This window comes from Peptoniphilus phoceensis (assembly GCF_001517665.2).
Taxonomy (GTDB): Bacteria; Bacillota; Clostridia; order Tissierellales; family Peptoniphilaceae; genus Peptoniphilus_A; species Peptoniphilus_A timonensis.
This window is the reverse complement of the sequence record NZ_LN999808.1, coordinates 1-18,053: the sequence shown is the minus strand read 5'-3', so window position 1 is coordinate 18,053 and position 18,053 is coordinate 1. Positions and strand designations below refer to the sequence as shown.

General features: G+C 31.7%; 16 protein-coding genes, 1 rRNA gene, 1 other RNA gene and 1 pseudogene. 17 read left to right on the top strand and 2 right to left on the bottom strand.

What is annotated here, in order from left to right:
- Positions 1-16: 16 nt before the first annotated feature.
- The 3 genes from BN3657_RS02150 (at position 17) to BN3657_RS02140 (ending at position 3,203) form a co-directional block, all read left to right on the top strand.
- Entirely contained in the window at positions 17-319 is a 303-nt protein-coding gene (locus tag BN3657_RS02150) for a PspC domain-containing protein (protein ID WP_062551584.1), read from the top strand.
- Between the two features lie 105 nt (positions 320-424).
- Positions 425-2,620 (top strand): SF1B family DNA helicase RecD2, encoded by a 2,196-nt coding sequence (gene recD2 / locus BN3657_RS02145; protein WP_062551583.1) that lies wholly within the window; start codon positions 425-427, stop codon positions 2,618-2,620.
- Positions 2,601-3,203, top strand: coding sequence for a ComF family protein (locus BN3657_RS02140; protein ID WP_062551582.1), 603 nt, complete (start codon positions 2,601-2,603; stop codon positions 3,201-3,203). Before recD2 ends, BN3657_RS02140 begins: the two co-directional genes overlap by 20 nt.
- Here BN3657_RS02140 and BN3657_RS02135 read toward each other — a convergent pair.
- Positions 3,200-4,123 (bottom strand): YihY/virulence factor BrkB family protein, encoded by a 924-nt coding sequence (locus BN3657_RS02135; protein WP_062551581.1) that lies wholly within the window; start codon positions 4,121-4,123, stop codon positions 3,200-3,202. The two genes, BN3657_RS02140 and BN3657_RS02135, sit on opposite strands and share 4 nt — an antisense overlap.
- 81 nt (positions 4,124-4,204) lie before the next feature.
- On the opposite strand from BN3657_RS02135, the gene BN3657_RS02130 reads away from it, so the two are divergent.
- From BN3657_RS02130 to BN3657_RS02115, 4 genes are all read left to right on the top strand, one after another.
- A complete protein-coding gene (locus BN3657_RS02130; RefSeq protein WP_062551580.1) occupies positions 4,205-4,897 on the top strand; it encodes a response regulator transcription factor in 693 nt (230 codons plus the stop codon).
- On the top strand, positions 4,897-6,114 hold the full coding sequence (locus BN3657_RS02125; RefSeq protein WP_062551579.1) for a sensor histidine kinase: 1,218 nt from the start codon (positions 4,897-4,899) through the stop codon (positions 6,112-6,114). Before BN3657_RS02130 ends, BN3657_RS02125 begins: the two co-directional genes overlap by 1 nt.
- Positions 6,115-6,234: 120 nt before the next feature.
- Positions 6,235-8,307, top strand: coding sequence for a glutamine synthetase III (locus tag BN3657_RS02120; RefSeq protein WP_062551578.1), 2,073 nt, complete (start codon positions 6,235-6,237; stop codon positions 8,305-8,307).
- Between the two features lie 8 nt (positions 8,308-8,315).
- Complete coding sequence (locus BN3657_RS02115; RefSeq protein ID WP_019139087.1) at positions 8,316-9,914, top strand: CTP synthase; 1,599 nt, start codon at positions 8,316-8,318, stop codon at positions 9,912-9,914.
- A 38-nt stretch (positions 9,915-9,952) separates the two neighbouring features.
- Here BN3657_RS02115 and BN3657_RS02110 read toward each other — a convergent pair whose 3' ends face one another.
- Positions 9,953-10,753 (bottom strand): NAD(+)/NADH kinase, encoded by an 801-nt coding sequence (locus BN3657_RS02110; RefSeq protein WP_062551577.1) that lies wholly within the window; start codon positions 10,751-10,753, stop codon positions 9,953-9,955.
- A 75-nt stretch (positions 10,754-10,828) separates the two neighbouring features.
- Here BN3657_RS02110 and BN3657_RS02105 point away from each other — a divergent pair, with 75 nt between their 5' ends.
- The 10 genes and pseudogenes from BN3657_RS02105 to BN3657_RS02060 all read left to right on the top strand — a co-directional run.
- The gene (locus BN3657_RS02105) at positions 10,829-11,725 is read left to right on the top strand and encodes an RluA family pseudouridine synthase (RefSeq protein WP_062551576.1); all 897 of its coding nucleotides are present in this window, start codon (positions 10,829-10,831) and stop codon (positions 11,723-11,725) included.
- 34 nt (positions 11,726-11,759) lie between these two features.
- A non-coding RNA gene (gene ssrS, locus BN3657_RS02100) (6S RNA) lies at positions 11,760-11,945 on the top strand.
- A gap of 111 nt (positions 11,946-12,056) precedes the next feature.
- The gene (locus BN3657_RS02095; RefSeq protein ID WP_062551575.1) at positions 12,057-12,614 is read left to right on the top strand and encodes a YtxH domain-containing protein; all 558 of its coding nucleotides are present in this window, start codon (positions 12,057-12,059) and stop codon (positions 12,612-12,614) included.
- An 18-nt stretch (positions 12,615-12,632) separates the two neighbouring features.
- Positions 12,633-13,127, top strand: a complete 495-nt coding sequence (locus BN3657_RS02090) for a hypothetical protein (RefSeq protein ID WP_019139083.1) — start codon at positions 12,633-12,635, stop codon at positions 13,125-13,127.
- A 59-nt stretch (positions 13,128-13,186) separates the two neighbouring features.
- Positions 13,187-14,080: a diacylglycerol/lipid kinase family protein gene (locus BN3657_RS02085; RefSeq protein WP_062551574.1), complete on the top strand. Its 894-nt coding sequence runs from the start codon at positions 13,187-13,189 to the stop codon at positions 14,078-14,080.
- A 10-nt stretch (positions 14,081-14,090) separates the two neighbouring features.
- On the top strand, positions 14,091-15,101 hold the full coding sequence (locus tag BN3657_RS02080) for a LacI family DNA-binding transcriptional regulator (RefSeq protein ID WP_019139082.1): 1,011 nt from the start codon (positions 14,091-14,093) through the stop codon (positions 15,099-15,101).
- Positions 15,098-15,625 carry a LuxR C-terminal-related transcriptional regulator gene (locus BN3657_RS02075; protein WP_062551573.1) on the top strand — a complete coding sequence of 176 codons (528 nt, stop codon included), beginning with the start codon at positions 15,098-15,100 and terminating at the stop codon, positions 15,623-15,625. Before BN3657_RS02080 ends, BN3657_RS02075 begins: the two co-directional genes overlap by 4 nt.
- Positions 15,626-15,762: 137 nt before the next feature.
- Positions 15,763-16,569: a putative ABC transporter permease gene (locus tag BN3657_RS02070; protein ID WP_062551572.1), complete on the top strand. Its 807-nt coding sequence runs from the start codon at positions 15,763-15,765 to the stop codon at positions 16,567-16,569.
- A 9-nt stretch (positions 16,570-16,578) separates the two neighbouring features.
- A pseudogene (locus BN3657_RS02065) lies at positions 16,579-17,102 on the top strand (ClbS/DfsB family four-helix bundle protein).
- Positions 17,103-17,530: 428 nt separating this feature from the next.
- A 16S ribosomal RNA gene (locus BN3657_RS02060) occupies positions 17,531-18,053 on the top strand; the annotation flags it as partial.

The following is an 18,053-nucleotide window of genomic DNA, read 5'->3' as shown; positions in this document are numbered from 1 at the left end:
ATAAAGGAAGTGTAATATGAAAAAGCTTTACAGATCTAGAGATGACAGAATTTTAGCTGGAGTTTGTGGCGGTATTGCAGAATACTTTGGTATAGACTCTACTATTGTAAGAATTATAACTTTTCTATTAATTGTGCCAGGTGGACTTAGTATTTGGGCTTATATTGCCCTTGCCATCATAATTCCAAATGAACCTTATGGAAGAAGAATTGATGAAAGTTACGGAGAAAAGTTCAAGGATACTTACAGTGACGATTACGAAAATTATAGAGAAGAGTATCAAAGACAAAACAAAGAATCTGACGAAGATTTTTATTGAGAAAGGGGTCCAAGAGGCCTCTTTTTTATTGCAATTTAAAGGTCTAGAGAAATATTTCTGTATAAAAATTCAATTACTTGGTACAATTATTAAGAGGTGTTTTAATTGATTAGTCTTGAAGGCATTGTGGAAAGAATTATTTTTAGAAATGAAGAAAATGGCTACACTGTTGCAAAAATAAATTCGACAGATGGAGACCTTGTAATAGTGGGCTCTGCCACAATCTTTAAGGAAAATTTAAAATATAAATTTACTGGAGATTTTACATATCACAATAAGTATGGCGAACAATTTGCCTTTACAGATTTGGAAGAAGTTTTGCCAGAGGGAGAAGCTGCTATTGTTTCTTACCTTTCAAGTGCAATGATCCCTCATGTGGGAGAAAAAATGGCGGAGAGAATTGTCGATGAATTTAAAGATGAAACTCTAGATGTAATAGAAAATCATTCAGAAAAACTTTTATCAATTAAGGGAATTGGAAGAAAAAAATACAAGGATATAAAAGAAGCCTTGGACAAGCAGTATGCAATGAGAAAGATTTTTCTTCACTTCTCAAAGTACAATCTTCCTGCTTCTGTTATTTTAAAGATTTATAAAGAGTATGGAGATGAATCCATAGATATAGTCATGAAAAATCCTTATGACTTAATTGGAAGAGTTAGAGGTCTTGGTTTTAAGAAGGCAGACGAAATTGCTGAGTCCATTGGAATTGAAAAAGATTCTGATTTTAGAAAACTTGCAGGATTAAAATATGCCTTAATGCTTGCCAATAGAGATGGTCACACTTATCTTCCTCTAGAAAAGTTAATTAGAGTTGGAGAAAAAATTCTTGGGACAAGTTTTGACGACACAGCTGAAATTGCAAGAACTTTAACTTTGGAGAAAAATTTTTTTGTTGAAAGAGATGGGGACAATTACAACTGCTACATAGCTAGGTTTCTTGCTGCAGAAAATTATGTTGCTGGTAAATTAAATGATTTAAACATTTCCTTTGAGGAAGAAATTGATGAAGAAATTGATATAGATAAAAAAATTAAAGACACTGAAAAATTTAGAAATATAGAATTGTCAAAAACTCAAAGAAAGGCTGTAAAAGATGCAATAAATAAGGGAGTCTTTGTTATAACTGGTGGACCAGGAACTGGAAAGACAACAACTCTAAAAGTTTTAATTGATATTTTTGAGTCCATGGATAAAGAAATAAAATTGGCGGCACCGACAGGAAGAGCAGCAAAGAGAATGAAGGAGCAAACTGGAAGAGAAGCCTTTACTATTCACAAACTTTTGGAAATTGGATTTGGAGAAAATATTGCTTTTTCAAGCCTTGAAGAGCTTGATTGTGATGTCTTGATTTTAGATGAAGTTTCTATGGTGGATATTCTTTTGATGGAAACTCTCTTAAAATCAATAGAAAGTCCCACAAGATTAATTTTAGTAGGAGATAAAGACCAACTTCCATCTGTAGGAGCGGGAAATGTACTTGCTGATATTTTGGATTCTGGAGTTATAGAATCGGTAAATCTTGAAGAAATTTTTAGGCAATCCGAAGAGTCAATGATAGTAAAAAATGCTCACTTAATAAATAAGGGAGATATGCCTATTTTAAATGTTGGTGACTTTTTTATGATTTCCGAAAGAGGAGAGGCAAAGGGTCTTGAGATTATAAAGGATCTTGTAAAAACTAGGTTGCCAAATTATTTTAATGTTTCGACTTCTGATGTTCAAGTTTTATCACCTACTAAAAAGGGAAGACTTGGGACTATTAATTTAAATGAGGTTCTTCAAGATCATTTGAATGAAAGTCACGAATATATAGAATTTCTTGGGAAAAAGTTTAAGCTTGGAGATAGAGTTCTTCAGACAAAAAATAATTATGAATTGGAATCAAAACTTGAAAATGAATTTTATGAAGACAAGCAAAAAGGTGTATTTAATGGTGATTTAGGCTATATTTCAAAAATTGATAAAGAAAATAAAAAACTCACTGTTGTTTTTGACGATGCAAGAAGTGTGGAATATTCAAAAGACAACTTAGATGAGCTTGCACTTGCCTATGCCATGACAATACACAAGTCACAGGGAAGTGAATTTCCTGTAGTTGTAATTCCAATATATAGAGCTGCACCAATGCTACTTACTAGAAATTTAATTTACACAGCTATAACTAGGGCTTCAAAGGCAGTTGTGCTAGTGGGAATAAGTGATTATCTAGTTAAGATGATTGAAAACAACAGGACAGTAAAAAGATATTCTAATCTTTCTAAGAAGTTGAGGGAACAAAATGAAATTAAGAGAAATTAGCTGCCCACTTTGTGGAAGAGTAACTGAAGAATATGGCTTGTGTGATGAGTGTATGAATTTAATAAATAAAGATCCTCATTATTATTATGATATTGATGGACTTGATGATTTAATAGTTGCATCAACTTATTCTGGTCTTATGAGAAGATTGATAATAGATTTTAAATTTAAGGGCAAGCTTTCTTATGGAGAAATAATTTCAAAAATAATGCTTGAAAAAATTCTGGAAAAAAATCTAAATAAAGAAGTCATAAGCTTTGTTCCCATGCACAGGAAAAAAGAGAGGGCAAGAGGCTACAATCAGTCAGAGATTTTGGCGAGAAAAATAGCAAAGTCTTTGGATTTAGACTGCATAGATGTTTTTCAAAAAGTAGTGGATACAAAATTTCAAGTGGGTCTTGAAAAATTAGAACGTGAAGAAAACTTAAAGGATGCCTTTGTCGTAAAATCAACTCCAGAAGAAATAATTATAGTTGATGATGTCATAACCACTGGAGCAACTATTGCTGAACTTACAAAAATAGCAAAAATGTCTGGCATAAAAAAAGTGACTGCACTAATTGCAGCCACAGAAATTGCTTAGCTCTGTAGATTTTTAAAAATTGAATCGTGTCTTGGCCAAAGGCTTAGGCTCTTAAAGTTTTTCATGGAATAAAGAGTTGCATTTATCTCTGCACCAATTAAGATAATTATTGACAATAAATATATCCAAATAAGAAAAACTATAATACCTCCAAGGGATCCGTAAGTTATGGAGTATTTTCCAAAGTTTGATACATAAAATCCAAATACAATAGAAACTATAATAAGTCCCAGTGTGGAAAAAATAGCTCCAGGAAGAACTCCCTTAAAAGTCACCATATTTTCTCTACTATTTGAGGGAGAAAATTTATACAAAAGCATAAAAGTAACCAACATATAAATAAGCGGTATGGCATTTTTTGCTATTCTCCAAATTTTATCAAAATAATTATTTCCTATGCCCAAATAATTCATTACATTTTGATAAATAATTTCGCCAAAAATTTGTGTAAATATTAGCATAAAAAACATTATTATAAGAGAGAATGTAAAGAAAAGAGCAATTAGTCTTAATTTTACGAAGCCTCTTTTTTCATCAAATCCATAGGATGAGTTTATTATTTTAATAAGCTTAAAAACTGCTGTTGAGGCAGTAAAAAGACCTGCCACAAAGGATATAGTGAAAAATGAACCGGAAGAGGACATGTGAAGTTCATTTAAAAAATTTCCGACGATTTCTTGAATTTCACTTGGCAAGACCTTTAGGAGAGAATAAATATATTCTGGATCTAAGATTCCTGAAAAATTAATAGCATTAATTAAAGAAATCAAAAAGGGGAATATTGATAAAACTAAAAAATAAGTTAGGCTTCCTCCATAAGAGAGTGTGTCATGGTCTAAAACCCTATATATTAGTTTGTCAAAAAAAGTAAAGACCTTATTGTCTTTTGCTTTGTCTATAAAATTATTTATAACTTTCATTAAACACCTCTTTTGTATTATATATTAAATGTCATATGATAACAATTAATTAAATGATAAAATAGAAATAAGGGTGATACTATGAACTATAATATATTAGTCTGCGATGACGAAAGAGATATTCTAAATGCAATAGAAATATATTTAAAGGCAGAAGGCTATAGAGTTTTTACTGCAGGAGATGGACAGGAAGCTTTAGAAATAATGGAAAAAAATGAAATCCATCTTGCCATAATTGACATAATGATGCCTGTAATGGATGGAATTTCTCTAATTATGAAGATGAGAGAAACTACTAATATTCCAATTATTGTACTTTCAGCAAAAAGTGAAGTTACAGATAAAATTGTGGGCTTAAATGTAGGTGCAGATGACTATATAACAAAACCTTTTAATGCAGTAGAACTTACTGCAAGAGTTAATTCTCTTATTAGGAGATATTTTTCTCTAGGTGCATCTGATATAAAAAAAGGTGATTTAAAAATTGGAAGGCTTAGCATTTATGATGAATCAAAAGAAGTTTATGTTGAAGACGAAAAAGTTAGCCTCACTCCCTATGAATACAAAATTTTATATCTACTTGTAAAAAATCCTGGAAGAGTTTTTTCTTCTAATGAAATTTATGAGAGAGTTTGGGAAGAGGAAGCTATTGATGTTAGGAAAATTATTTCTGTTCACATTTCTCACTTGCGTGACAAAATCGAAATCAATCCGAGAAAGCCAGATCTTATAAAGTCAGTTTATGGCATGGGTTACAAGATTGAGGCAAAGTGATGATATCAGATTTTTGGGATTTTTTAAAAAGTCTAATAATAGATTTAACTGATAGGGTTTTTGTGGAAAATATTTTTGTGTCCTCTGTAATCATTTTTGAACTTTTTAACCTAAATAAGTATTTTATTTCATCTTGGTCTGTGACTATTTTATTTATTTTCTTAAAAATAAAAAGAAAAAAACTTATAGATACAGTTTTTACTTACAACCTCTATAAATACAGAAGATTTAAAAGTTTTAGACTTTTTGGGACCTTAAATGTAACTTTAATAATTTTATACATACTTTTTTATAGTTTAATAACAAGAGATATTATCCTCTTAAATGTACTTCTCTTTATAATTCTTCGTGCAGTTATTATTATGGAAGTTCAGTTTGCTCAAAATACCCTATCTATTGAACTTGTGGAATCAATTCTCTATGGTTACGATTTTGAAATTCCAAAACCCTTTGAAAATGAATATCTAGATAAAATTACTGTCTTAATGGAAGATTTCAAAAGACGTGACAGAATAAGACTTGAGGAAAATTTTAGGTCTGAAAGATTTAAGGTAGATTTAATTACAAATATTTCTCACGATTTAAAAACACCTCTTACTTCTATAATTAATTATGCAGATCTCTTGTCTAAAAAAGATGAATTTGATGACGAAGCAAAAAAGTTTGTGGAGATTTTAAAGAGAAATTCTACAAGATTAAAGGATTTAATAGTAGATTTAGTCTTTGCATCAAAAACTAGTACGGGAAATCTTTCTGTGGAGAAATCCTTAGTGGAATTAAATGAAATGATTCTACAAATTTATGGGGATTATGATTCTCTTTTCAAAAAGAAGGACTTGGATTTTTCTTACAAGTCTGCGAATGATGAAATTCTAATTTATACTGATGTAAATTTATTTGTAAGAATAGTTGAAAATTTATTTTCCAATGCAGCTAAACACGCAAGAGCAGGCACAAGAGTCCTTGCAGGTGTAATAGAAACTGAATCTACTATTGAATTTTATGTTAAAAATATTGTAGATGAAAAATTAAATATGAATTCTGATGAATTATTTGAAGAACTTTTAAAAGCGGACAGGTCAAGACATTCTGAAGGGTCAGGTCTTGGACTTAATATAGTAAAAAATCTTGCAGAGATCCTTGGCGGTGAGGTTAAGGTTTCAATTCATGGTCAGTGGTTTGATGTTCATGTCCTACTTTTGAGAGATTCTGACTAATTATATTTTATTGACAAAGAACTTAATTTGAAATAAAATAAAAAGAAACCACAGGTTTTTCATAATGGCAATTTTAATTAATTGCCATTTTTTTGTTTTTATTTTTAAATAGGGGGAAGTATGATAGAAGAATTTGGAATTAAAAGTTTTAATAAGAAGAAGATGAAAGAATCACTACCCTATCCAATTTACTTAAAGTGGAAGGATGCCCTTAGGAATGAAAAAGACCTGGACAGAGAAACGGCAGACGCTATTGCCCACGCCATGAAAGATTGGGCACTAAAAAATGGTGCAACTCATTTTGCCCATTGGTTCCTGCCTCTATCAGGTCACACTGCAAAAAAACATGAAGCTTTTTTGTCTAGGACTTCTGATAATGAACCTATTAATAGATTTTCTGGCAAGGAACTTGTAAAGGGCGAACCTGATGCTTCATCTTTTCCTAGTGGTGGAATGAGGTCTACTTTTGAAGCAAGAGGTTACACTTATTGGGACTTAACAGCAAATTCTTTTATTATTGGAAATGTTCTTTATATTCCCACTATTTTTATGTCCTATAAGGGAGAAAAACTTGACAAGAGAGGACCCTTAATTGATTCTACAAAAATTTTAAGTGATGAAGGCACAAAAATTGTAAACTTGTTTGAAAAAGATGAGTATGCTTACAGGATGAGAGTCAAGGTTGGTCTTGAACAAGAATTTTTCTTAGTTGATAAGGAAATTTGTAAAAAGAGAAGCGACCTTAAAAACATAGGCAGGACTATCGTTGGAGCTTTGTCACCAAAGGGACAAGAATTATCAGATCATTACTTTGGTCAAATACCAGCAAGAGTAGAAAAATTTTATAAGGATGTTGATGAGAAACTTTGCCAGCTAGGCATTTATTCTGAAGCAGAGCACAATGAAGTTGCCCCAAATCAATTTGAAATGGCAATTTTATTTGAAAATGTAAATGTTGCTATTGATGATAATCAACTTCTCATGAATATTCTAAAGGAAACTGCCTTAGAAAATAATTTGGTATGTCTATTTCATGAAAAACCCTTTGATGGAGTAAATGGATCAGGTAAGCACAACAATTATTCTATTGTCACAAATTATGGATTAAATGTTTTTGATCCAGGAGATGACCCTTATAATAACAATGTCTTTTTATTATTTGTTGCAGCAATTATTGAAGCCACAGACAAGTACCAAAGTCTACTTAGGGTAAGCGCATCTTCAACTTCTAATGATTTTAGACTTGGTGCAGATGAAGCGCCACCGGCAATAATTTCTTTATTTTTAGGTTCTGATTTGGAAGAATTATTTAGGGATATAAAAGAAGATATTGAATACAAAAATGAAGACAATAATATTTTCAGAGGCTACAATCTTTTAAGCGTTCCTATGGATTCAAGTGACAGAAATAGAACTGCGGCAGTTGCTTTTACTGGAAATAAGTTTGAATTTAGAATGCTTGGTTCGTCTAAAACTGGATCAGATTTAAATATTGCTCTTAATTGTGCCATGGCTGATTCTCTTTCAAACTTTTATGAAAGCCTAAAAGATTTTCAAGATGATAAATTAAAACTTAGAGAAAAAACTCTTGAACTTGTAAGAAATGTTATGAAAAATCACGACAGAATAATTTGTGATGGAGATAATTATTCTGACGATTGGAAGGAAGAGGCAAATAGAAGGGGACTTGCAAATCACAAGACTTACTTTGATGCTTTAGTTTCTCTAAGAGATTTTGATTTTTATGACATTTTTATCAAGAGAAGAATTTATACAGAAAAGGAAATTAAAGCTTCCTATGATGTTAACCTCGAAGAAGTTGTAAATTATCATAATCTTGAAGCAAAAGTCATGTCATCTATGATAAGTAAAGATATTGTTCCCATGGGGATGGCTGAATTAAAAGACATTTTAGAAATTTTAAAATTTAAAAACAATGAAAAACTAAGTGCCAAGTATGATAAAATAGATAAGATGATTACAGACTTACTTGAATCAGGAGATGAAATAGAACTTCTTCTTGAACATTCAAATAAAATAGATGATATTTATAAAAAGGCAGAGTATGTTGAGAGAAATATTGCCACAAAATTATTTTCTACTAGAAAAATTGCAGATGAAATGGAAAAATTAATCTCAAGAAAGAACATGACTTTGCCATCTTACGAAGATATTTTTAATTCACTAAGCTAGGAGGAACTATGACTAAATTTATATTTGTTACAGGTGGAGTTGTTTCAGGAATTGGAAAGGGAATTTCTGCAGCAAGTATTGGAAGACTTTTAAAGGACAGAGGTTTATCTGTATTTATGCAAAAATTCGATCCTTACCTAAATGTTGACCCAGGAACAATGAGTCCCTACCAACATGGAGAAGTTTTTGTTACAAAGGATGGAGCAGAAACTGACCTTGATCTTGGTCACTACGAAAGATTTATTGACGAAGAACTCACTAAGGGAGCATCAATTACAACTGGTAAAGTATATTCTACAGTTATTGCCAAGGAAAGAAGAGGAGACTACGATGGTGCAACTGTGCAAGTAATTCCTCACATAACAAATGAAATAAAAAATGCAGTTTATAAAGCTGCAAAGGAATCAGGCGCAGATGTTGTAATAACTGAAATTGGTGGAACAGTAGGTGATATTGAATCTCTTCCATTTTTAGAAGCAATAAGACAAATTCACTCAGAAAACAAAAAATCTGATGTATTATTTGTTCACACAGTTCTTGTTCCAAATATTCCTGGTTCAGATGAATTAAAGACAAAACCAACTCAACACTCCTTTAAGGAACTTATGTCAAATGGAATAAAAACAGATGTAATAATAGTAAGGTCTAATGGCATTGTTACAGATGATTTAAGAGAAAAAATTTCTCTATTCTGCGACGTTCCAGTAGAAGCGGTAATTCAATCTACAAATGTTGAACTTATATATGAAGTTCCCCTAGTTTTCCACAATCAACACTTAGATGATTATATTTTAAAAGAACTTGATTTAGAAGATAGACCAGCTTCCAAGGGCAAGTGGAAAGAAATGGTGGAAAGATTTAAGGATGTAAAAGGCGAAATAACTATTGGTCTTGTTGGCAAATATGTCAGTCTTCATGATGCATATCTTTCTGTAACTCAAGCTTTAACTGATGCAGGATGTGAAAATGGCTACAAGGTAAATATTGAGTGGATAAATTCAGAGGATATTGAAAAAGATGACAAAGTTCTCGAAGGACTTGATGGAATAATTGTGCCAGGTGGATTTGGTTCTCGTGGAACTGAAGGAATGATATTGGCAAGTAAATATGCTCGTGAAAACAATATTCCTTATTTTGGAATTTGTTATGGAATGCAAGTTGCTCTTATTGACATAGCTAGAAACAAACTTGGTCTAAAAGATGCAAACTCAACTGAAATAAATCCAAATACAAATTATCCAATAATTGACCTTTTAGAAAATCAAAAGGATATAAAAAATGTTGGTGGAACATTAAGACTAGGAAATTATGACTGTACTATAGAAAAAGATTCTCTTGTTTATGATCTTTATGGAGAAGAAAAAATTAAGGAAAGACACAGACATAGATATGAATTTAATAATGACTTCAGAGGAAAGATTAGATCAGCTGGTATTGTATTTTCAGGCATTAACGAAGATAAGGACCTTGTTGAAATAATTGAATTAAAGGACAGCGACTTCTTCCTTGCCTGTCAATTCCACCCAGAATTTAAGTCAAGACCAACAAAAGTTCATCCACTATTTAATGGCTTTATAAAAGCAGCAATAAAAAAGAAAAATAAATAAAAAAATAAAAAGTCCTAAGTTTTGAACTAGGACTTTTCTTATAGGAACTTGTCTTTTAAATTATCCCAGTAGGAATTATTTGAAAAGACAAGTTTTTTTATTGTTTTGTTTGACAGTCTAATATTTACTCTGTGCAAGTTGTTGAAAAAATATTCTGAGCCGTCAACTAAAAGCAGATTAGAATCTTTATATCTCTTTTCAACGACTAAGGAAATTGTGTGAGCTCCAGGGACTATTACTGAAGAACTAAGAGACCTATAAGCTGCCGAGTTAACTGGAGATATGGGAGTCATCTGCAAGACGTGAAGACTTGGATATACTATTGCTCCTCCCGAAGAAAAGTTGTAGGCAGTGGATCCCGATGGAGTTGAAACTAAGATGCCGTCTCCAGAAAATTTTTCAACATGATTTCTGTCAATAAAAACATTCATGTGAATAGTTTTTGAATGTGCTGCTTTTAATACAACTTCATTTACAGAATAAAATTTGTAGACCTTATTTTTTGTATAAATGTCAGATCTAAGTAGTTTTATATCATCAACTTTGTAGTTTCCGTTTTTGTAATCTTTTACGAACTCTTCGATTTCCTCTGGCTTTATCTCTTGATAAAAACCAAGATGTCCTGTATTGATGCCGACAAAGGGCATATCAGGAAAATCATTTTTGTGAATGGCTTTTATAAAAGATCCGTCACCACCTATGCAAATAGAGAGTTCTGCATTTTTTTTAAAACCGTTAAAAGGTTCGTATCCATATTGAGTTAAAACTTTGTGCAAATTTGTGGCAGTTTTTTTAGATTCATAATTTGCATTTGTAAGAATATTTATAATTTTTGACAAGGTTAAACCCCCTTGATTTTTTCATCTATTATTTATATTATAAACGAATAAAGTCACGTTGACTAGAGGTGTAAAATGTATAGATTAAATTCCAAAGACTTTTTAAATTTTAAATTCAGCGGAAATTCAGCTGACAAAGTAAAAGTTAATGATTTTTTAAAGGAAAAGGGAGTTTCTTCAAGATTAATTAGAAAGTCTGTTAAAGCTGAAAATATTTATCTAAATTCTAGGATAAATAAGAAAAATAAAGTTTTAAAAAGAAATGATATTGTATCCCTTAGATTTCAAGATGAAGAGCCCAATGGTAAAGTAGAATATAAAGATCTTGATATTTTATATGAAGATGAAGATCTTGTTCTTGTAAATAAGGAGCCCTTTATGGTTACTCACACAGCAAAGGACGACAGTGAGGGAACTCTTCTCAATTATATGTTGGGATATTTTGAAAAAAATGTTATAAAAAGAAAAGTGAGATTCATAAATAGACTTGATAGAGACACCTCTGGAATTGTCCTTGTAGCCAAAAATGCTTTTGCTCAAGATAAAGTGACAAGTGAATTCGAGAAAAATGTTGAGAAAAAATATATTGCAATAGTTGAAGGAATTCTTGATGAAAAAGAAGGCACAATTGATGGACCAATAGCAACAAGTGAAGATGGTATAAAAAGAGAAGTGAATTATGTAATAGGAAAAAAATCTCTCACATCTTATAAGGTTTTAGAAGAATATGATAACATGAGCCTTCTTCTTCTTACTCTTCATACTGGAAGGACTCACCAAATAAGAGTTCACATGGCACACATTTCTCATCCGGTTTTGGGAGATAGTCTTTATGGATCTAAATCTGATTTAATAAATAGGCAAGCCCTTCATTCTTATTCTTTAAAATTCAAGCTTCCAAGAAATAATAAAGAGATAGAAATTTGTGCAAAGCTTCCCAAGGATTTTTCATTTTTCCCCTCTACTTATTGAAAAAGCACTTTCATTGCGTTATAATTTAATTAAGTAAATTCTGCGATGTGCGAAGAATGCCTACTTAATTCAACCGACAAATTTCACACGGGAAACTGTGTATAAGCGTCCTATGACAAGCCGTCTTTGAGCGGAAGTCAGAATACGCTATCAAGTTTTTTTACCCACCATGGTAACTGGCGGGTGTGAATTAACTAGGTGTCGGCATTGCGGATTTTACTATTATTATTTTAGATTTTTTATTTTATTTCAAAAATACATAAATGATGTGATTAATTTGAGTATTGTGGGGTAAGATATTATAAAATAAACAATACAAAGGAGAGTTATTATGGGATTATTCGATTATTTAGAAGAAAAAAGAAATCAAGCAGTTAGAAGAAGAAGACTTAGAGAAATTTCAAAAGTTGGTACTGGACTTGCTCTTGGAGCACTAGGTGGTATTTTATTTGCACCACAAGAAGGTAAAAAAACTCGTGAAGAAATCGCAAATAAGTCTAAAGAAGCAGCTAACCAAGCATTAAATGCAGCTAATGACGCAAAAGACACTATTGAATTTAAGGCTTACCAAGCTGGCGAACAAGCTAAAAAAACTTATGCTGATTTAAGAGATAAAGCTACACTTAAAAAATATGAATTTGACGAAGATGTTGAAGTAGCAAAGGCAAAAGCTAAAGCAATTGGAGAAGTTGTTAGAGCTGGTGCTGAAGATATTAAATATGATGTTAAGAATACAACAGATGAAGTTAAAGAAACTGCAGAAGACGTTAAAGAAGATGTAAAAGAAGGCGCTAAAGACGTTAAAAGAGAAGCAAAAAAATCTGCTGACAATGTAAAAGATTCTGTTGAAGAAACAAAATATAAGGTAGAAAAAGAAAAAAGAAAATAAGAATAGGAGGTATATAGTATGTTAGATCAAGCATTTACTATAGGTGGCCTACTTAGTTTCTTACTTTATGTAGCTGGAATAGCTGCACTAGTGGCACTGTTTTTAGTGCTTATTAATGTATTTAAAGTTTTAAAAAATGTTAATGAAATTGTTGAGAGAAACCAAGGAGAAATTGATCACACTATAAAGACTGTCCCTACAATTATGGATAATGCCAAGGACATTTCTACAAATGTGAATTCAATTTCAACTGATGCTACAAAACTTGTAAATGATGTAAAACCAGAAGTTGAAAGATTAGTGTCAACAGTTGGAACTGTTTCAGACACTGTCAATGGTATTACAAGACAAGTCGATGATACTTCTTTAAGAGTGTCAAATACAGTTATGAATATATCAGATGTTATTTCTGATACAGCAAAAACTATTTCACTTAGTTCAAATAACGCCATCGACTATTTTTATATTTTAAGAGAAGTTGCAAAGACTGTTAAAGAAGTCTTTCTAAGATAATCTAGGGACGGAGTTATTGCTTCGTCTCCTTTTATTTTTATATTAGGACAGAGGAAAAGATGAAGAGAGTTAAAATTATTGCTAATCCCAATTCAGGTAGAGGGACAGCGCTTGGCAAAATATTAGATCTTATAAAGTTAATGAGTAGGGACAAGTATGAAATTGAGCTCTTGTTCACCCATGAAGAGGGTGATGGAACTAGGTTTGCCTATAATTATTCTGGCGAAGACTTTATTATATGTTCTGGTGGAGACGGAACGGTAAATGAAGTTGTAAATGGAATCTATCTTTCAGGAAGAGATACTCCACTTGGAATTCTTCAAAGTGGGACTGTAAATGATTTTGCAAATGCCCAAGGCTTGCCTACATCTGCAAATGCTTTTTATAAAATGATAAAAAATTATAAGACTAAGACAATTGATCTTGGACTTGCTGGAGATAGAGCCTTTATAAATGTTGCTGCTGGTGGGATGTTAACAGAAATTGCGTACACAGTTCCTGCAGAAAAAAAGGCAACTCTAGGAGATATGGCATATTATCTTGAAGGCGCCAGAGAACTTTTAGAAAAGAAAATTTTCAGATATCAAAAAAGTTTAAATTTTTATGTTGAAAGTGAAGAATTTACTGGGACAGTAGAAGGGCTTTTATTTTTAATTACTAATTCAACTTCAGTTGGTGGTTTTAAGAGAATGGCACCTTTGGCTGATATTTCAGATGGATATCTAGATGTTTTAATTTTTAAGGGAATTAAGATTTCTGATGTACCAGAACTTTTTACATCTCTAATGGGCGGACGACATGTGGATCACAACAAGGTAATGTACTTAAAGACAAAAAATATAAAAATATCTAGTGATGAAGAACTAACAATAGATGTGGACGGAGAAAAGGCTTCAACACTTCCTATGACTTTTAAAGTTTTAGAAAATAAATTAAAAATAATAGTACCATAAGGAGGAAACTATGGCATCTACAATTAAAGACGTAGCAAAAATGGCAGATGTGTCCATTTCTACAGTATCAAGGGTAATAAATGACTCAAAACCTGTTAGCCCTGAGGCACGAAGAAGAGTCCTACACGCTATTGACGTTTTAGACTATAAACCAAATGAAGTAGCGAGAAGTTTAGTTACAAAAAAATCAAATTTAATAGGTGTAATTGTAGAAGACATTGGATCTAATTTTATTTCTCAAATCCTCAGAGGAGTGGAAGAAATTGGAAGAATGTACAAATACGACATACTTCTATCAAGCTCCTATGGTGATGTTGAATCTGAAATGAAATTTGCTAACCTTTTGGCACAAAAACAAGTTGAAGGTATAATTGTAATTTCAAATTTACATAATCCTAAACTTGAATATAAACTTGAAGAAAGTAAGATCCCTTATGTAATAATTTCTAATTTCTATGAAATTGAAAAATTCTCAACAGAAATTGACTATGAAAAAGCATCCTACGAAATGGTTAAGCTTTTAATAGAAAAGGGACATAAAAATATTGCTTCTCTTGCTATAAGAAAAGACTTCGACAGAACTTTTGAAAAGAAAAAAATCGAAGGATACAACAAGGCTATGGAAGAAGCTGGTTTAAAGAAAACAAATCTTTTTGTTGAAGGTTTAGAAGCAAGTGATGTAGAAGATGAAGAAGCTAACATTCTTGAAACTGTGAAAAAAGAAAATATTACAGCCGTCTTTACATCTTATGATACTCTTGCTATTCATCTTATGAATATTTTATTGGACAATGGTTACAAGACACCTGATGATATTTCTGTTACAGGTTTTGGTGGATCATATATTTCAAATATTTATAGACCAAAACTTACAACAGTTAAGGTTCCTTACTACGATATTGGGGCAGTTTCAATTAGAAAAATCTTAAAGAAAATTGCTAAAAAGGAAAGTGATTTATCAGAAAATCTTGTCCTTCCATCAGAAATTCTTGAAAGAGAAAGTGTAAAAAGTTTAAAATGATAAAAATTGCTCTCGAGACAAAAAGTGAAATTATAAAAAGAGGACTTCAGAATATCCTAGAGGGATATGAAGTCCTTGATTTTTATGAAGATAAAGACAAGGATTTTGATCTTCTTATATTTGAAGATCTAAAATATCAAGAACTAAACATAGATAAAATAGCTTTAGTAGATGAAAAAAATCTTCCGCTGATAATAGAGTGTTCCTTTTTGAGTTTTTGGGCATCAGAAGAAGAAGTTCTAGAAGCTGTAGATAAGACATTGAGAGGATATCTATATATAGAAGAAAGACTTAAAAAAGTAAAGAGAGATAGAAACGAAAAATTTAAAAAGATAAAGACTCTTAACAAAAGAGAAAAGTACTTGTTAGAGGAAATTATTTTAGGAAAGACAAATAAAGAAATTTCCAGAGAAATTTTTGTCAGTGAAAAGACTATAAAGAACAATCTCACAGACCTCTACAAAAAATTAAATGTAAGTGGCAGAAGAGAAATTGTAAAAAAATACAGTCAAATAAAAGATTAATAGTTTATAATATGTTAGTAAGGCTAACATATTTTTTATTACAAAAAAATTTAAAATAGAAAATTGAAAGTCTAAATTATTTAAGAAATATATCATCAAAATCAAGGCACTAATGAAAATTTAGAAGTGGAGGAAAAATGGAAAAATACTTGTTGTTTTTTATGTACTTTTTTATCTACGCCTTCATAGGCTGGGTGGTAGAAGTGGCTTATCATGCCGTAACTGTGGGGAAATTTATAAATAGAGGATTTTTAGCTGGACCTTACTGTCCAATATATGGATTTGGAGCAATATCAGTAATAATTTTCTTAACAGATATAGCTGAAAAAAATAAATTTGTTTTATTTTTGGGCTCAATGCTAATCGCAACCTTGATAGAACTAGTTGCAGGATTCTTTTTGGAAAAAATATTCCACGAAAGATGGTGGGATTACTCTCAAAAGAAACTAAATATAGGTGGATATGTCTGTCTTGAATTTTCAGTGATATGGGGTATGTTTTGCTTTTTATTATATGAAGCAGTTCATCCACTTATAAGTGATTTAGTAAATTTAATACCATTGACTGCTTTAAAATATATAGATATAGTCCTAGCAATAGTTATGTTAATAGATGTAATAGCAACAGTAAATACACTTATAGGACTAAACAAAGAATTTAGGGCAATAGATAAAATAAGTAAAGATATAAAGAAAGTTTCTGACAGAATTGGAGTTAGAGTCTACGACAGAACTGTTCAAATAAAAAATAGACAAGAAGAACTAAAGAAGAAAGCAGAATATATAGAACTTGAAGAAAGAGTTAAGGAGCTTAGAGAAAGAAGAGAAAGACTAGAAGAAAAGAGGATATTAAAGACTTTTCCTAACTTGAAAAAGAATCTAGAAGAAGCGCAAGAAGAATTTGCAGAAATAAAAAAATTAATTAGAGATAACGAACACCTATAAAGGATAAATATGAAAGAATACGAGAGTAAAGAAGAACTAAAAGAAGAAATTACTAAAGCCTATAAAAAGTATATTGAAGAATTTACTGATATTGATGAAAAGTTAAAGGATCAAAAATTTGATGGAGTAGATAGAAGCCCTGCAGAAAATCTATCTTACCAAGTGGGATGGACAAGCCTTTTGATAAAATGGGAAGAAGACGAGAAAAAAGGCTTGGAAGTAAAACACCATCGGATAAATTTAAATGGAATGAACTTGGAAAACTATATGAATTCTTTAATGAAACTTATTCCCATTTGTCCTTAGAAGAACTTAAAAACCTATTAGATGGAAATATAAATGAGATCCTAGAACTTATAGATACTATGACTGAAGAAGAACTATTTAGACCACACATGAGAAAATGGGCTGATGGAGCAACAAAAACTGCAGCCTGGGAAGTCTATAAGTTTATACATGTAAATACTGTGGCACCCTTTAAGACCTTTAGGACAAAAATAAGAAAGTGGAAAAAACTTTCAGAATTATATTAAAAAAGTATTGACAGATAAAAAAGAAAATAGTATCATATAACAGTTGTCAAAAAAGGCAGCTGTTTTTAATTTTTAAGACAAAAAAGATTTAAAAAATATAAAAAAACAGTTGACAGATAAAGAACAAGATGATAATATATAGAAGTTGTCACTTGAGACAGCAAACAAATTACTGTGAAAGTTAAGTAAAAACAATTTAAAAAAATTGTAAAAATTGCTTGACAAAGAAAAAACACGGTAGTATAATAAACAAGCTACTTCAAAAGAGTAGCAATGAAACATGATAATTAAATAGTGTGAAGATAGAAAAGATTCGTAATGAATCACACAAATTTCGTGATTAGAATCACAGATTCTTAATAATAAGAATCACAAGCAAACCAGATATTCGTTTAGTTTTGAGGAAACTAATGAGTCATACAAATTTTTTAATTGAGAGTTTGATCCTGGCTCAGGACGAACGCTGGCGGCGCGCTTAACACATGCAAGTCGAGCGATGAAACTTTGACAGATCCCTTCGGGGTGAAGATAAAGTGGATTAGCGGCGGACGGGTGAGTAACACGTGAGTAACCTGCCTCGGACATTGGGATAGCCTCGGGAAACCGGGATTAATACCAAATGAAATCAAAAGTGCACATGCACCAATGATCAAAACTCCGGTGGTCTGAGATGGACTCGCGTCCCATTAGCTAGTTGGTAGGGTAACGGCCTACCAAGGCGACGATGGGTAGCCGGCCTGAGAGGGTGAACGGCCACATTGGAACTGAGAAACGGTCCAAACTCCTACGGGAGGCAGCAGTGGGGAATATTGCACAATGGAGGGAACTCTGATGCAGCGACGCCGCGTGAACGAAGAAGGCTTTCGAGTCGTAAAGTTCTTTTATATGGGAAGATAATGACGGTACCATAAGAAAAAGCCCCGGCTAACTACGTGCCAGCAGCCGCGGTAA

Coding starts and splice junctions, on each gene's coding strand:
- BN3657_RS02125 (WP_062551579.1), top strand. CDS start 4,897: ATGATATCAGATTTTTGGGATTTTTTAAAAAGTCTAATAATAGATTTA.
- BN3657_RS02115 (WP_019139087.1), top strand. CDS start 8,316: ATGACTAAATTTATATTTGTTACAGGTGGAGTTGTTTCAGGAATTGGA.
- BN3657_RS02095 (WP_062551575.1), top strand. CDS start 12,057: ATGGGATTATTCGATTATTTAGAAGAAAAAAGAAATCAAGCAGTTAGA.
- BN3657_RS02140 (WP_062551582.1), top strand. CDS start 2,601: ATGAAATTAAGAGAAATTAGCTGCCCACTTTGTGGAAGAGTAACTGAA.
- BN3657_RS02085 (WP_062551574.1), top strand. CDS start 13,187: ATGAAGAGAGTTAAAATTATTGCTAATCCCAATTCAGGTAGAGGGACA.
- BN3657_RS02090 (WP_019139083.1), top strand. CDS start 12,633: ATGTTAGATCAAGCATTTACTATAGGTGGCCTACTTAGTTTCTTACTT.
- BN3657_RS02120 (WP_062551578.1), top strand. CDS start 6,235: ATGATAGAAGAATTTGGAATTAAAAGTTTTAATAAGAAGAAGATGAAA.
- BN3657_RS02135 (WP_062551581.1), bottom strand. CDS start 4,123: ATGAAAGTTATAAATAATTTTATAGACAAAGCAAAAGACAATAAGGTC.
- BN3657_RS02070 (WP_062551572.1), top strand. CDS start 15,763: ATGGAAAAATACTTGTTGTTTTTTATGTACTTTTTTATCTACGCCTTC.
- BN3657_RS02105 (WP_062551576.1), top strand. CDS start 10,829: ATGTATAGATTAAATTCCAAAGACTTTTTAAATTTTAAATTCAGCGGA.
- BN3657_RS02150 (WP_062551584.1), top strand. CDS start 17: ATGAAAAAGCTTTACAGATCTAGAGATGACAGAATTTTAGCTGGAGTT.
- BN3657_RS02080 (WP_019139082.1), top strand. CDS start 14,091: ATGGCATCTACAATTAAAGACGTAGCAAAAATGGCAGATGTGTCCATT.
- BN3657_RS02130 (WP_062551580.1), top strand. CDS start 4,205: ATGAACTATAATATATTAGTCTGCGATGACGAAAGAGATATTCTAAAT.
- BN3657_RS02075 (WP_062551573.1), top strand. CDS start 15,098: ATGATAAAAATTGCTCTCGAGACAAAAAGTGAAATTATAAAAAGAGGA.